This window comes from Pseudomonas sp. UFMG81, from assembly GCF_015354575.1.
Taxonomy (GTDB): Bacteria; Pseudomonadota; Gammaproteobacteria; order Pseudomonadales; family Pseudomonadaceae; genus Aquipseudomonas.
In genome coordinates this window covers 316,847-331,853 of the sequence record NZ_JACAFQ010000001.1, presented here as the reverse complement: position 1 = coordinate 331,853, position 15,007 = coordinate 316,847, and the positions used below count along the sequence as shown (strand labels likewise).

The following is a 15,007-nucleotide window of genomic DNA, read 5'->3' as shown; positions in this document are numbered from 1 at the left end:
GGATCCACACCGCTTTGCAGGAAACTCATGAAGTTGAAGGCGTTGGAGTGGACGGCGGTGGATGTGCTCATGATCGCTCCGTGGTGTCAGTTTACTTCTATATATTGGGGGTCCCAGATGAAATTTATAAAGGTAATGCTGTCCCATTGTGCGCCACGTATTTGTTGGGAGTCTTTGTAGAGTCCAGGGGCGCAAGGGCGGCGTGTAGCTGCATCCCTTAGATACTTAAAGGGAAGCCAGTCAGTAGTTGTCCGGTGGTGGTTTGTTTTGAAATTATAAGAGTTTTCATATGGGCCTTGGTACATATCGGTGATAAGGGAAAAGGTATAGCCGGAAGGAATGTCAGCAAGTTTTATATACTTTCCTTTGTGGTGGGCGCCAAACCAGGCACCTACGTTCATTTGAAAGGTTTCCCCGGGGCGATATTCTTCAACCCAGTAAGTCAGCCGAGTCCTGGGGGTCGGCAAGCTAGTTGACAGGTAGATTCTCATGGGTACCTCAGTGGCGGCAGTGGTTAAATCAACTGGTCGCGATGGCGCGCCTGTTTTTTGGGGATAAAGCCAATTATTTTGCTGAATGCATTGCCGTAGTGGTCATGGAATTCAAAGCGCAGGTCACTGCTGTAGTGTCTTAAGATTTTGTTGCGTTCCACATCGCTGGCCTTGTAAAGGGGGATGTCGGAAAAGCGATGAACCGAGATCATGACCTGATGTTCCTTAAGGTCGCCATCGAACGTGTGATCTAGCTTCGAGTTGAATAGCCCCATTTTCGTCAATTCGTCATCGAATACAACTAATTTATCCGTTAGCTCCTCTGGCTTGAGCACAATCGCGGTGACACTGCAGAACTCTTCGATCGGTGCGTCACGCTCAAAGCGGACAATGGAATTGCGCGGTACCCATTGGCCGGCTTCGTTCTTGCCTTTTACCGAACAGTCTTTGAACGGTGCGCTGGGGTCGGATGCCAGAATGAAATATTCGTACGTGTCGAGATTCATGTCGTAGGGGTAGAATTCGCTGGTGTCATCGAACCCTCCTCTGGCGCCTGCTGTGAGGGTCAGGCGAGGCGCACTGAAGTCCAGTATGGCCACTTCGAAGGCATTCTTGCTTTGCGTGAAGTAATGCCACCAGCCCAGGGCGTCACAGAAGCCTGCATAAAATTTCTTGGTCGTGGTCTGCGGCGCCCGGCTATGCAGATAGAACCGTTTGGCGGTATTCGGGATAGCGGTGTCAGTTGCGCCGCTCGGTGAAATTTTGGCCGTATCGTAATCTTTATTTCGATCTGTGGTGCACGCCCAGTGAGCCCCGTGCAAGACTGGCGCCGCGCTAGGGGGAAGCACCTGCGTCTGCTGATGGCTGCGGTAGTCGAAGAATCGCAGTTTCGCCCACTCTTCGTCAGGCAGCTCTCCCTTATCGGTCGTGGCTTCGATATCGACGATCAGTTGCTGTGCACCATTACCGTACATGAAGGCTCTTACCGGGCGCAGGTTGCCGAATTCTGAAACTTCCACCTTGGTGTTTGTAAGTCTCGTCCAATATCCCTGCGGTGCGATGGCTGCGGGGGCGTGAGAGAGCGTGGCGTGGGCCTCGACATAGATCACGTCGTTGTGAACCAGTGTGCAGGTCACCCTGGAGGTGCCGTCGTGTTGCCCATTGGCCGTATACAAGCCGTCTTCGCTGATCTGCCCGGCAGTGCAGGTCCAGAGGCGTTTGGCCACGGGGATAAGCCGAGGGTCTGCCATGAACTGCGCCTGGTCCTTGTCCGAGACCCTCGAAAGCGCATCAGGATACAGGGCCAACTGGTCGAACCCGGAACGGGCCGGCGAGCCGTGAAGCGTTGACTCATCACTCCGGTCGCTGCCGTCACGAACTTGCCAGGAGGGATCCCAGTCCCATGAAATATGCGTGAATTTACTTGCCGATGAAGTATAGTGGCGGCCAGTTTTCCTGAGCCCCGCTGCCACTTCATAATTTGGGCTGGTCATGAGCGATGTGAAATCGATGACGCCAGTGGTGGTTGAAAAATGAGTGGTTACCACATTTGCAGTGTTCAGGTATTCGCCCTCATCGTCGGTTTGAATAAAACCGATGCTGCAGCCCGAGGGTACTTCAGATAATTTCAGGTACTGGGCGCCACTGCCACCCCCCATGTGGTGCCTGCACGAATGGACACCCTGGCCATGCTCGACAACTACGAACCATGAACTAGTGTCGAAATTTTCTTCATTGGAGTAGTAAATTCTCATGGCCTTGCCCTCTAGGTGAACATGTCGCGGTGACCGTTCTGGCCTTTGTTAGGGAAAGCAAGCGTTTTTCTGATGATGCTCCCGCGGAGGTCACGGAACGTCAATGTCAAACCTTGGCCATACCGGTTGAGCAGTGCCTCGCGCCGGTCAGGGGGGATGTGTTCCGCGCGGATGTCGTTGAAGCGATGGATCGAAACAATCACCGTATCCTGTTCCAGTTCACCCATAAACGCTTGTTGTAAATGGTTGCCAAATACGTGTTGAAACTCAGGTTCGAGCAACCATGGGTCGAAGCGTATGTGGCGCTGATTTTTTTCTGTGACAACACCCGTCACGGTGCACATGACTTCAAGGGACGTGTCGCGCTCGAAGCGCACGATGGAACAGCGGTTTGCGGGTGGTTGAGCCGTATTGCTATCGCCAACCTCACACTGGATGAACCCACCGGGTACGCGAACCGTGACGTACTCAGTGGTGACAGGGTTGAAGTCGTAGGGGTAGCTATCGTTCGTTTCTTCCGGAAGTTTGTAGTAGTTGAAGCCCGCTATTCTTTTAGTGGAAATTTCAGGGATGGCTTCAGGTTCCTCTTTGCTAACTTTTACTTTTATCGGCATTTCTGTGAATGTATGATCCGTGCCGTCAGCCAGGGTCAATCTTATATAGAATCGGGTTTCGGGAGTGGTAGACGGGGCCGCGCAATGCAGGTACAGCACCCTGCTGCTGCCATATTCCCGGTAATTTTCCTCATTGATATGGTGTTGACGGACAAGCGCTTGGGCGAAGCCCAAACTTCTGAACCAGGTATACGCCCAATCGCCATCCTTGCCCTCCAATATCAATGGCCTGTCTTCGACCACGGGCAGAGGTGCGACGGGGGCGCCATCGAGGTCAAGCAATCTCAGGCTATCCCACTCTTCAGGTGATACATCGCCTTCGGCGCGCCACAGCGTTACCCGGATGGCAAGTTGTTCTGCCCCATTGGGCCGCAACTCGCCTGTCCTGAGGTCGGTATCGGTCGAGGGAAAACCGTCAAGGGTGATCTGGGCGTGCGGCACTAAGGGTGCCAAGGGGGGCAGGCCATCAAAGGGTGGTGTTTGCGCAGAGGGGAGAGATGTCATCATGCGGTCCTCGGGCGGGGCGTTTAGTCAGTACACCAACTGCAACGTGGCCGATCTGAAGGCACGTTGCGCTGTTCCCTGGGCGAACGTCACGTGCCCTGTGAAAATCATGTAGCTTCCCGGTTCGACCTGGGCAAGTTCATTCGTGTTGAGCGGTGCACTCACGTACTGCTGTTCAACTTCGGTTTTGCCGATTACAAAACGGTCGAGGAACGTGATGGTTCTTCTTCTTTCGTTATTACGATCTTTCAGTGAAACAGAGAGCGAGACATGCTGGCCTTCGGCCATGAATGGCCACCTTTCAATACAGACTGTTGTGGTACTTGCCAGCGCCTTTAAAGAGAGCGTCGAGCCGTCAAGCGATTCCGGACATTGAAGGGTTGGCATCGAGGCGAGGGGGATGGGCACTGTGAAGACCGAGTACACAGCGGAGCGTTCGTAGCGTTTGCCGTCGTTGACTTCGTAATAGAAGTTCAGTGTCGTGCCCACGTAGGCAGCAAAATCTTCAACCGGCACCCTGAAGTGCAAGGCGGCTTCACCTTCCACAGGTTTATAGAGCATGCGGGTGAGTACCTGCTGCTGCTGCGTGGCGATGCAGATGAACACGCAGGTGTTATCGATGTCGGCCTCATGCGGAATACGCAGAACCGCACCCTGGCGTAACTGGATTGCCTCGATCTGATTGCTTTCGGCGCCGATAAGTACTGGGGCAGGGAGGTGACGTGGGGCGCGCTCGCCTACCTTGAACATGGTTGAAGGCTCCGACGCCCATGCCCAATCCACCCCCGCTACCTGGTATCTGAATTCTACGTATTTACCCAAGTGTCCGTTCAACCAGTCGGGGTCGAGCTGGAAACGCCGGTAGTTATCGTTGCGGGCTATTGTGTTATGGGTAGACCACAGAATGGCTACATCCAAGGGCGGCAAGTCTTCGGCGTCCCCGGGCTGGTAAAAGATTCGGGCGATCAGCAGGCATTCATCATTGTCCTCGAAACTGTCGTAGGGGGCCGTGACCTCGGAGTGATACGCAGGATCAAGCAGGTCGTCCGTAAGCCCTTCGACATAGGGAGGCGCTAATAACGCGACAGAGTGATGTTCAACAACCTCGAACTGCTTTGCATGGGAAGAGGCAACCACCTCACCGTTTCGCTCGACGAAAAACTGTGCGGTCCCAGTGCTGCCCTTGAGCGCATTGATTTTTCCGGCATCTAGCGTTTTAGCAATGACGGTGTCGAGTGCCTCAACGTGGGCTTCGAACTCATACTTATAATAGAAACTTCCGCCAATGTAGCCACTCCAGACAAATATGACGCGGTCACCCAGGCGCATCTCGCTATGGGGTAGAGCAACAAATGTACCTGGGAGTTGATCCAAATCCGTCGTGGATATTTTTGCATCATGGCTCGGAATGACATGCACCCAAGCCTGTTCTGCCCTATTCGTTGACTCAACAGAAAAGCGGGGGCTGATGGCCGTGGTGTCGGGTGTATCTGCTTGGCTGCCGTATGTCATATGGCCTACTTCCGATGTGTTGGCGACTTGAGACCGGTCCTCATGTGAGCGTTTTACTGGCACCACGGCCAGAGCGAAACTAGCAAAAATGCCAGGTGTGTTTTGTACGACCTGTTGTTAGCGTGCCCATGGCGTTTTTGATTATTCCTCTGCGAGAGGTCATCCATGAGCACATCCACCGCCGTCCACTCCAACGCCTTCAACTTCATGAGTTTCCTGCAAAGCGGTGTGGATCCGCGCACCGGCCAGTACACGGTGTCCCTCACCCTGCCGGAAGTCGAAGCCAACGCCTTGCTGGGGCCGGCGCTGAACCTTGCGCTGTTCTTCAACCCGCTCAACACCCAGGACTCCGGCTACGGCAAAGGCTGGAACCTGCAGTTGTCGCAGTTCGACCCGGAAAACCAGGTGGTCGCCCTGCACACCGGCGAAAGCTTCAAGGCCACCCGGACGGCGGGCACCGAGCTGTTCATGGAGGAGAAGAAGCTCGACAGTTTCAAGCTGCACCAGAAGGCCGAGCCTGGAACAGGCCTGGCGTATTACGAGGTCAGGCACCGCTCCGGGCTGATCGAAAAGCTTCAGCGCTTCGAAGCCAGCCGCCCGCTGTACCTGCCCGCAGAGATACGTACCGCCCAGACCCGGCCGCTGAAGCTGGCCTACACGCCTTTCATCGAGACGAGCGGCAAACGCGCACGGTTCGAGAAGCTCTTCAAGGGCCGCTTTCAGTACACCCTCACCAAGCTTTTCAATCGGTTCGCATGGTTCGAGAAGCTTTTCAAGCGCCACTGTCAGTACACCCTCACCGAACTGTTCAATCAGACCCACTACCGCCTGGCCTCCATCCAGGGCGCCGATGCCGACGGCAACTACCGCGACCTGTTGACGGTCGAACGCACGACCACCGCGCTGACGATCACCCTCAACCCCGCCGGTGCACCCCAGCAGCAAGCCGTTTTCGTCCTGCAGCTGGATGGCGAGGGCAAGGTCACCGAACTGCAACTGCCCAGCGTGGGCGGCAACCAGGGCAAATGGCGCTTCCGCTACGAGAGCCACCACGGCCACGACTGCCTCACCGAGGTGCGTACGCCCACCGGCGCCTGGGAACTGATCGAATACGACCCTGAGGGCCACGGCTTCTCCAATGGCATCTCGGGCCGGCTGCCACGGGTCGCCCGGCACGAGATCCGCCCTGGCGACAAGGATGGGCCGGCGGCGGCCAACAAACCCTGCAACCAGGTCTTCACCTACAGCTACGCACTCACCACCGGCGATGCCGACTACCAGGCCGGCAACAACTTCCTCGGCGCCAACCTGGCGCTGGGCGATCCAGACCCCACCCCCGGCCTGGATATCCTCTACCGGCACTCCGGCAGCTACCGCTATGGCTCGGTGGAGCAACTGCGGGCTGTCGACGGCTCGGTGGCCCGCACCCTCGAGCGGCAGTTCAACAAGTTCCACCTGCTGGCCTGGGAGCAGGAGCGACAAGGGCCGGCTGACGACCAGCACCTGCGCACGGTGGAGACCACGTATTCCTACGACCCGGCCAAGCCGTTCAAGGACCAGCGCGCCGATTGCCAGCTGCCCCAGGACACCACTACCCGCTGGCGCAAGCGCAGCAGTGGCGATGAACGCCAGGAAGTCATCAAGCGCACCTACCACGACGACGGTAACCTGCATACCGAAGAGCAGCCCAACGGGGTGATCGAAACCAGCCTGTGGTACCCAAGCACCGGTGAAGGCAGCGACTGCCCCGCCGACCCGGACGGCTTCGCGCGCCACCTCAAGAGCAAGACCACCACGCCCGGGCCCGGTGCCCAAGCACCTACCCTGCGCACCCGCTACCGCTACCGCACCCTGGCCGCACTGCCAGGCAATACCCAGGACCAGAGCTGGCACGTGGTCGATGAGGAGCTGCTGGAGCAAATGACAGGGGAACAGGCCAGCACGCTGCAAAGCATCCAGCACACTTACTACGACGACAGTAACGACGCGTTCATCCATGGCCGGTTACACAGCCAGGCGCTGACCATGAACGCCCCGCCGACCCGGACGGCTTCGCGCGCCACCTCAAGAGCAAGACCACCACGCCCGGGCCCGGTGCCCAAGCACCTACCCTGCGCACCCGCTACCGCTACCGCACCCTGGCCGCACTGCCAGGCAATACCCAGGACCAGAGCTGGCACGTGGTCGATGAGGAGCTGCTGGAGCAAATGACAGGGGAACAGGCCAGCACGCTGCAAAGCATCCAGCACACTTACTACGACGACAGTAACGACGCGTTCATCCATGGCCGGTTACACAGCCAGGCGCTGACCATGAACGGGCTGACCACCCTGACCCGGTACGCCTACGCACTGGGTACGGCTACTGACTTCGGTAGTGATCAGGCCGAGCAGACGGTGCTCAGCATCGAGCAGATGGTGATGGGGCATGAATATGACCCCGACAACGAAGCACTAAAAGGCGTCTACAAGATCACCCGCAGCGAACGCTCCCTGCTCACTGGCGAGCCATTGCTCAGTGAAGACGACAAGGGTGTGAAGATCAGCTATCAGTACGATGTGTTGCGTCGAGTGACAATGGAAACGGTCGCGCCTGACGACGATGAGTTCAAGGCCGAGCGTATCTACAGCTATACGCTTTGCGCAACCGACCAAGACCGGGCGCAACAGCAGCGAACGGATGTGAATGGGGTCGTGACAACCACCTATACCAACGGTTTGAACGGCCCCGTCAAAGAGATGCGCAACGATCTCGATAATGCTGTACCCCCAGCTCAGCCGAAAGTTCGTGATCTGTATGAAGCGACTTTCGATTTCTTCGGTCGGTTGCTGAGTGAAACCGAAGTTGATTGGCTGAGCGAGAACACAGAGGCGGATCTCAAGCTTTCCCGCACGTATGACTACGACCTGTGGGGGCAGCAACGCTCAGTGACAGGCCCGGACGGCGTACAGGTCGTGGAGGAGAACGATCCGGTTGGTGAGCCGAATCCCGATCTCCCGTCAGGGCCTCGTCAACGGATAACCCGGCAGTATCGGTTGGCGGCAGGCGGGGCGAAGAGCGGCATCATCAAGACGTGGGTGAACCTGTTCGGTGAAGCTGAGCGAATAGAACGCCTTGAGTGGTCGGGTACGGGCAATGATTACAGCGAGCGCATGATCAGCCTGCAAGTCAATGCGTACGACGGCCTGGGGCGCCTCCTGCGGGAGACGACTGGTTTTGTTCCGAAAAGAACAAATGCCTATACCTACGACCCTTACAACCGACTGCTGGAACATACCTTGCCCGAAGGGGCCAAGGTGCTCCGTGAATATGCAGAGCACAGCAGCGCCGACTTGCCCACGGTCATCAAAGTGTCTGGGGTGGTGTTGGGGCTACAGGCGTTCGACGGTCTTGACCGCCGAATCAGTGCCACCACTGGAGGGCGGGTAACTACCTACCAGTATGAGCAGGGTGAGCGGCAACCCAAGACCGTGCATACGCCAATGGGCGATATCGAGTACAAATATGAGTTGAGATTGAGCGAGGAGCCGAAGGAGCGAGCTTTCATCGATGTCGGTAAACAGGGTGGCACGCCCCAGCGCAGCTCGGAGTCGTTATTCGAGCGCAATAAAAGAAATGCCCGCTTGGAGGCCTGCAGTGTGGGGGAAGAGGCTTTCTTCCGTGAACACTACACAAACGGCACCTTGCACAAGGAAAGGCGGCACCAGGGAGGGCAAGACTATGCGATGACGTACGGTCATAGCCAGCGCGGCCGCGAGACCTTTTTCAAGGATGTCAACGACAATTGCCAGACGTATCTGTATGGCAATGAGCCCGGTACACCGGCTCACGGTCAGTTGGTCAGCACCGAGATCGCAGGCGTCTTGCAGGGGACTTTCGAGTACGACGACTTCGCGCGTATGGCGAACTACACAACCACGGACACTGTTGGTAATCAGTCGATTGAAACGCTACTGGCCTATGACCCATTTGATCGGGAAATACAGCGTACTTTCATATTCACCGACAACGGGCAGAGGACGCAGCAGACCCTGGTTCAGGAATACGATGATCGGGATGCCATGACCAAGCGCACCTTGACGCAGAATTTGCCTTTGCCAGAAAAGCTGCTGCGCCAAGAAAAGTACGGGTATGACCTTGACCAGCGGCTCACCTCCTACGAGTGCGAGGGCCCCGAATGCCCACTCGACCCAGCAGGTAATGTCATCCGCTCGCAAACCTTTATCCACGACGTCTACAACAACATTGAGGTCTTGATTACGGAGCGTGTTGGCGGGCCGGGTGAATTTTCGATTTACCATTTCTCCGCTGTTGATCCCGCGCAGTTGGTTGCCATTGAAAGTCTTCCGTTTGCCGCCAACGTGAAGCTGTTCGGCCTGTCCCGCGAGCAGGCGTTGAGGTTGTTTGACGCCGCCCCGCCACAGCACAGGCGGCGTATCGAGCTGGAATACGATGCCAATGGCAATTTGACCCGTGATGAACAGGGCCGTGTCATGGAGTATGACCGCTTCAATCGCCTGCTTAAGGTCACAGTGCCCGCAGCAGATGGCGAGCTTGTAGAGGCGCAGGCATACGGCTATGACGGCACGGACATCCTCACGCGAACAACTCAGGCCAATCGCACAGAGCAGCGTTTCTATCAGAGCGGTAATGCGTCAGTCGTTGGGGACATCACTATCGTCCGTGGGGCAGGAGGCCAGCCCTTGGCCGAGTCCCAGCCGACCGAGGCTGCCCAGCACAGTGTGCAGGATCCCAGCCCCTGAGCCTGGCCGCTGGTCAATACAGGGTCAGTGCTGACGGCCTTCGCCGGCCTGGCCCAACAGCTGCTTCTCCTGGTGCCAATCGAACGGCTCGTCATTCTGTTCGGCTTCATAGCGTCGTTCTTCCAGGGCCTGGTACAGGGCCAGTTCCTCATCGGGCATGAAGTGCAGGCAGTCGCCAGCGAAGAACCACAACAGGTCGCGCGGTACCAGGTGAGCGATCTGCGGGTAGCGCTGGATTACCTGGCAGATCAGGTCCTGGCCCAGGTACTGGCTTTCGAGTGGATCTTGCGGCAACAGGGTGAGCAGTTCGTCGAAGCGTTCGAGGAACAGGGCGTGGCTTTCTTCCGGCACCTGCTCGGCCTCGCCCAGCGCCACCAGGATGGTGCGCAGGTGGTGGAGCAGTTGCAGGTGGTAGTCCAGGTGGGGGGTGGCCATGGCGGGGTCCTCGGGTGGTTGAAGCGGGGGCGGAGTATACGCCGGATGGCTGGCTACGGCACGGTTTGATCTCAAGGCGCGATGGTGCTTGCGCCCAGGTTTTGCGAGCGATTTGCAGCACACCCCTCGGCTTGTACAGGCTTTGGAGCCTGGGGCAATAACACGGGAGAATGTTGATGGATAACGATGTTCCTGATGCGGTCGAACGCTGGATGCTCTCGGACCCCGAGCAATTGGGGTGGGACATGATCATCGCGCTGCCCTTTGAACTGATCAATCGGGGGATCAGGCACGATGACCTCCGACGACACAGAGAGGGCCTGGTTATCCAGGGGCTCAATGGGAGTGATCAGTATGAGGGCTTGACCTACTCATTTGAGGGGTATCGACTTACCACCACTGTGCTGGCACTGCATGAAATCACCTATGACAACCCCAGGATCAATGTGCAAATGCATTTGACCGGAGGGGTTAGCCTGCTGAGCGACGCGGGGGGTGAAATCATCGAGTTGGCGGAGCATGGCCCGTTGACCGGGTACCGTGCGCAGATGGAGGTTCGGTTGCGAGTGGAGGGCTCAAACCTGGTGATGGATCTGAGCCAGGGGCTGAGCCATGAGATGCCCCTGGGTAACTCGGACATCGAGCATCAGCGTGGCGCTAAAATATTGCGACAGATGTTTAGCGGTTTGGAGGTAGGTCTTGCTCGGGTGCCTTTGCTCAGCCTATCGAACAAGAGGGACGATGCTTTTCGTCAACCCGTCGATATCAAGGTAGGTACCCAATCTGGAGCCAAGCAGCAAGCGGTGGTGCTGTTTACCACGTTCCAGCATGGTGCGGCGGGTTTCAGTCCACCTGCGGGCGGGAATGATTTCCCCACTTTGCTGATGGAGGGCACCGATCAACAGAATAGTTGTGCAATCTTGCTGTCCAGACGGCTACTTTGCCGCACGGTCTACGGCCCGGCTGTCCTTGGCATGTTTCCCACCGGCACATTCAGCTACAGCAATGGCGACGATGATCGGCAGTCCATCATGCAGGTGGAGCAAGGCGTGTTACAGGTGCCGGGTGCAAGCATGCATCTCGAAACAGGTGACTATGAGTTTTCTTCCTTCAACCTTGACGTCGGGCAAAGCGAAGGTGCGTTTCGCATCGACTTTGGCGCAGCAGGTGTAACCCAGCGATGGCAACCCACATACAGTGTGATGTGCCGGTATCGGCAGTTGGGCGAACCAGACTGGCGTAGCGAGACCATCACTGCCGCGCCGGACCTCACCTACACCTTCGTATTGCAAGGGGACGCCAGTGTCGAGGGCAAGCTGAAAGGGCGTTTGGACATGCAGCTGTCGGCCTCCGGCGAGGCGCAGCATACTGCAGTTGATTCGATGAACTACGCAATCAACAGAAGCATTATCAATGCCTTGGCGCAAAAGCTGACGGCTCACGCCATCGAGCCATTGAACGCAAGCCTGACGCTGCCAGGCCCAGGCTTGTTCAAGCCCAACCTGTATCGGCTACCCAATGGTGTTGCACTCTGGGGTAGCGTGGCACCTGACCAGAGTTTGCGTATCGTCGAGGATGATGTGCAGGTCGCCGCAGGCCAAACCCAGCAGTTCACGGTCATGCCTGAGCCCTCCGTAATTGAATGGCGCGTTGCTGCGTTGGGCGAATACACAGGCGCGGTGGGCGTTATCGATTCGCGGACTGGTCTTTACCAGGCCCCCGACGCCGACGAACTCAAAGGAAACACCGTGCCGGTGTGTGTAACGGCGACTGATGCCGCCAACGGGCAAACCAGCGAAGTGCTGATGATCGTGCACGGCCATGCCTTGGCCATCACCCCACGATTCAGGTTGGTGGCGCCGGGGCAGGGTTACGAGCTGCAGGTCACAAGTTTAGGTGACACGGATATCGAGTGGTCAATCAAGAATTTACAGGGGGGGCTTAGGGGCAGTCTCAACGTCATTGCGCCTGGGCGTGCCCAGTATGTTGCGCACGAGGCGCAGAACGATGTGTTCTATGTACTCGATGAGATTCAAGTGCTCAGCACCATTACCGGCGCAGTAAGTACGGCTCATGTACTCGTCAGGCACGATCACGGGCAAATGGTCCTGATTCCAGACCCTTACGAGGGCGTACCTGGTCGCCCGATGCGGTTGACTGCCTGGGATACCGCATGGGGTGTTCAGGTGCCAGCGACGTGCACCTTGCATGGGCCTGGGCGCATAGAGAACGAGTTGAACGGGGAAGGGTTGCTCTATTACCCAGACCTCGAGTCTGGTGAGCGCAGTGTGCTCATCATGGGGAGATTGGAAGACCAGTACGGTGTGATCGAGGGGCACCTGACCCTCGCATTGCCATTGTCTCAGGGGGTTAAGCAGCACGTGCCGCAGGCCTCGATCATGCAGCGTGAGCGACAACATTCACTGGCTCCGCGGAGAAGAATGCCATGAGCCAGCAAACCCCAGAAGAGCTATTGCAGTGGTTGCGTCAGAAAAGCCGGTTATTCGGTTGGGACGCCATTGTTGCGATCGACCTCGACGTCATCAATCGATTGCTGGCGTACGAATACAGCCGGCGATTCCATAAAGACAGTTACCTGAAGCCGATCACTGCAGCCGTGCCGGCCATAGAAGGCCTCAGGCAGCACCGCTTGCATGATGTGCTGCTGGATGCTCCGCGGCTTGCCTTCGGTACTGCCGATCTGACGGATCCCCAGGCCAGCCTGGGCATGAACATCATTCGCGGCAGCCTGGTGAGCCTGGCCAGTGAGCAGGCGAACGGCTTGCAGTACTGGGTACCGTACCGAGTCGACTGGATCGATCCGCGTCAGCAGGCGCGGTTGAGTCTGATCCTCAACCTCGAGGAAGTGCCGGGTACTATCGACCGCGATCGTCGCATCTTGCTCGACTTGAGCAAAAGTGATGACTTCGAACTGGACTTGGCGCCTTGGCCGGGGGACAAGCGTGAGGGAGGGATGCTGTTCAAGAAGTTGTTCAACGACTTGGCGGACGAGGAGCGGTTTCTTGAGTTGGGGAGGGTTGGGGCGGCAGGCCTCGACTGGATGAAACCCAAGCTATTCACGCTGCGAACCCAATCGAACCCTACTCATGATGGGGGCGCACTGTTGGTGTTCGTCGCCATGCACATGAGGGCGCCAGGGAGCATGCCTGGAGCGGATAGTGATTTTCGTTACCTACTGCCGGGTACCGGTTCAAGTGCCGCAACGATAACGGTACTCGCCGACCGGGTGCGAGTAGCTGCTGGGCAGCTGTCAAAGGGCCTGCAAAACGTTAGATTCGTTGGGATGGAGGAGAGTATTGATGGCAGCGGTCAATTGAATGGCTGGACGATGTATAACCCATCGTATTATGTTGGTCAGCACAGTATCATAATATCAAAGTGGCTTGGCGTTATTGCGATGGAGACCAGCCTGCCTATAGATGCTGAAGATTTTTTGATGGCGTCGGAGACGGTAAGTGTTTCGCAGGTCGGGCGTCGATTGGAGTTGAGTTGGCCTGCCTATATCAATTTGAGGTACGCGCTGAAAGATATTGTCGTGAGGGAGTTTTTTAACGAAGTTAGTTACAGGGAAGACTATATAGCTAATGGGTATCGTCACTATTTTGATTGGCGGAGTCTCGGAGCTTCGAGCCCAATGCAGGTTGTGTATGAGCTTTCTGATGAGTATGATGAGGAGCCAGTGCTGAAGCTGGAGCGTTTCAGCCTAGTGCCCGGGGCTTTGACTGAAGATAACGATAGTGGCCTCGTATCTAAACCCTTTGAAGATAACTCTGCGCAGGCTCCTTATCTGGATCCGCATAGATTGAGCTATGTGCAAAGATTGGTGGGGGACGCTTCATCATTTTTGCGAGAGACTTGGCGATCCCTGCTTAATGATATCTTGGTGGGTCTGGAAAAAGGATTTACTGCTTCGGAATTCATCCAGCCTGTCGTTGAGGATTTAGTTAAACTTAATCTTTCGCTTGAGCCGGAAAAGATAAGAATTGGCATCCCTTCTGATATTGCTTATTTTGGGAAGTTGGAGGGTGGTCGTTCGCCTGTATTGCCTGACGCTGAGGTCAGACTGCTGGCAGGCAGCAAGCACACGTTCAGGCCCGTCCCTGCGGTTGTCGTCACGTATTGGAGCCTTACACTACTGGAGCCCTACAGCGGTGATCCCGGCAGAATCGATCTACTCGGTAACTATACGGCTCCATCATTCGAGCGAATCAAGGGCACCTCCCTGCGCGTGTTGGTTACGGCGCATAACTTATACGGCTCAAGTGCTACTTTGGTAACAGTCTTGAAACACAGCATGAGCCTCAGCCCGCAGATCGAGGTGTGCCTGCCGAACAGCCAGGTTCACATCAAGGCGGGTACGCTGGGCAAGGAAGAGGACGTGCAGTGGGCTATCGCATCTTCCCAGGCGCGTGGGCAATTGTCTGAAAGCCACGGTGTGCGCAATACATATACCGCCGGTACACCTGGGAATACCGAGGCTTTCCTCATCGAAAGAATCGAAGCAAGTGATGGTGCGAGTTCTGCGCACACCTACATCGTCACGAAATCCAGCGGAGCTCTTCGCCTGCAACCTATACGTGTGCACGCGTGGCACGAAACCGAGGGTTGGGTTCGGCTTCGCATCGAGATAGGCAACCAGGATCGGGAGGCCGAATGGTCCATTCTCAATGAGGGCGCGGGCACCGTCGTGGCTGAGGGGCTGGACGGCCTGTACCGCAGCGATCCGAATGCCGATGACCGTTATGTGCTGGTTCAAGCGAAGGTGGAGGGAAGGGGGACCGCTTATGGTCTGATCATCTTGCCACTGCCATTGCGCGAACTTCGCGAGACCTACGAGGCTCTGATCGAGGTCGCAACAATCCCGGACGAAAAGCCAGCTGATTAGGTTGTTCAGGGCAGACAGCCGTCCTGGC

The 15,007-nt window shown here is 56.8% G+C and carries 9 protein-coding genes; 4 read left to right on the top strand and 5 right to left on the bottom strand.

The genetic code is table 11. The features are described 5' to 3' along the window. Positions 1 to 86 precede the first annotated feature (86 nt). Genes IX761_RS01500 through IX761_RS01485 form a run of 4 tightly spaced genes read right to left on the bottom strand, consistent with a single transcriptional unit; the run spans position 87 to position 4,875 of the window. On the bottom strand, positions 87 to 491 hold the full coding sequence (locus IX761_RS01500) for a hypothetical protein (RefSeq protein ID WP_194787782.1): 405 nt from the start codon (positions 489 to 491) through the stop codon (positions 87 to 89). A 23-nt stretch (positions 492 to 514) separates the two neighbouring features. Further along, entirely contained in the window at positions 515 to 2,245 is a 1,731-nt protein-coding gene (locus IX761_RS01495; protein ID WP_194787781.1) for a hypothetical protein, read from the bottom strand. 11 nt (positions 2,246 to 2,256) lie between these two features. Then, positions 2,257 to 3,366 carry a hypothetical protein gene (locus tag IX761_RS01490; protein WP_194787780.1) on the bottom strand — a complete coding sequence of 370 codons (1,110 nt, stop codon included), beginning with the start codon at positions 3,364 to 3,366 and terminating at the stop codon, positions 2,257 to 2,259. Positions 3,367 to 3,390: 24 nt separating this feature from the next. Further along, positions 3,391 to 4,875, bottom strand: coding sequence for a hypothetical protein (locus tag IX761_RS01485; protein WP_194787779.1), 1,485 nt, complete (start codon positions 4,873 to 4,875; stop codon positions 3,391 to 3,393). 165 nt (positions 4,876 to 5,040) lie between these two features. Here IX761_RS01485 and IX761_RS27470 point away from each other — a divergent pair, with 165 nt between their 5' ends. Both IX761_RS27470 and IX761_RS01475 read left to right on the top strand, forming a co-directional pair. Further along, entirely contained in the window at positions 5,041 to 7,086 is a 2,046-nt protein-coding gene (locus tag IX761_RS27470) for a hypothetical protein (RefSeq protein ID WP_194787778.1), read from the top strand. Beyond that, positions 7,056 to 9,638: an RHS repeat protein gene (locus tag IX761_RS01475; protein ID WP_194787777.1), complete on the top strand. Its 2,583-nt coding sequence runs from the start codon at positions 7,056 to 7,058 to the stop codon at positions 9,636 to 9,638. The genes IX761_RS27470 and IX761_RS01475 overlap by 31 nt, the downstream gene beginning before the upstream one ends. Before the next feature lie 24 nt (positions 9,639 to 9,662). Here the strand turns inward: IX761_RS01475 and IX761_RS01470 are convergent, their stop codons facing one another. Next, on the bottom strand, positions 9,663 to 10,073 hold the full coding sequence (locus IX761_RS01470; RefSeq protein WP_194787776.1) for a PA2817 family protein: 411 nt from the start codon (positions 10,071 to 10,073) through the stop codon (positions 9,663 to 9,665). 176 nt (positions 10,074 to 10,249) lie between these two features. Here IX761_RS01470 and IX761_RS01465 point away from each other — a divergent pair, with 176 nt between their 5' ends. Further along, positions 10,250 to 12,523: a hypothetical protein gene (locus IX761_RS01465; protein WP_194787775.1), complete on the top strand. Its 2,274-nt coding sequence runs from the start codon at positions 10,250 to 10,252 to the stop codon at positions 12,521 to 12,523. Continuing rightward, the gene (locus IX761_RS01460) at positions 12,520 to 14,979 is read left to right on the top strand and encodes a hypothetical protein (RefSeq protein WP_194787774.1); all 2,460 of its coding nucleotides are present in this window, start codon (positions 12,520 to 12,522) and stop codon (positions 14,977 to 14,979) included. Before IX761_RS01465 ends, IX761_RS01460 begins: the two co-directional genes overlap by 4 nt. Positions 14,980 to 15,007: the final 28 nt, after the last annotated feature.

Coding starts and splice junctions, on each gene's coding strand:
- IX761_RS01500 (WP_194787782.1), bottom strand. CDS start 491: ATGAGAATCTACCTGTCAACTAGCTTGCCGACCCCCAGGACTCGGCTG.
- IX761_RS01495 (WP_194787781.1), bottom strand. CDS start 2,245: ATGAGAATTTACTACTCCAATGAAGAAAATTTCGACACTAGTTCATGG.
- IX761_RS01490 (WP_194787780.1), bottom strand. CDS start 3,366: ATGATGACATCTCTCCCCTCTGCGCAAACACCACCCTTTGATGGCCTG.
- IX761_RS01485 (WP_194787779.1), bottom strand. CDS start 4,875: ATGACATACGGCAGCCAAGCAGATACACCCGACACCACGGCCATCAGC.
- IX761_RS27470 (WP_194787778.1), top strand. CDS start 5,041: ATGAGCACATCCACCGCCGTCCACTCCAACGCCTTCAACTTCATGAGT.
- IX761_RS01470 (WP_194787776.1), bottom strand. CDS start 10,073: ATGGCCACCCCCCACCTGGACTACCACCTGCAACTGCTCCACCACCTG.
- IX761_RS01465 (WP_194787775.1), top strand. CDS start 10,250: ATGGATAACGATGTTCCTGATGCGGTCGAACGCTGGATGCTCTCGGAC.
- IX761_RS01460 (WP_194787774.1), top strand. CDS start 12,520: ATGAGCCAGCAAACCCCAGAAGAGCTATTGCAGTGGTTGCGTCAGAAA.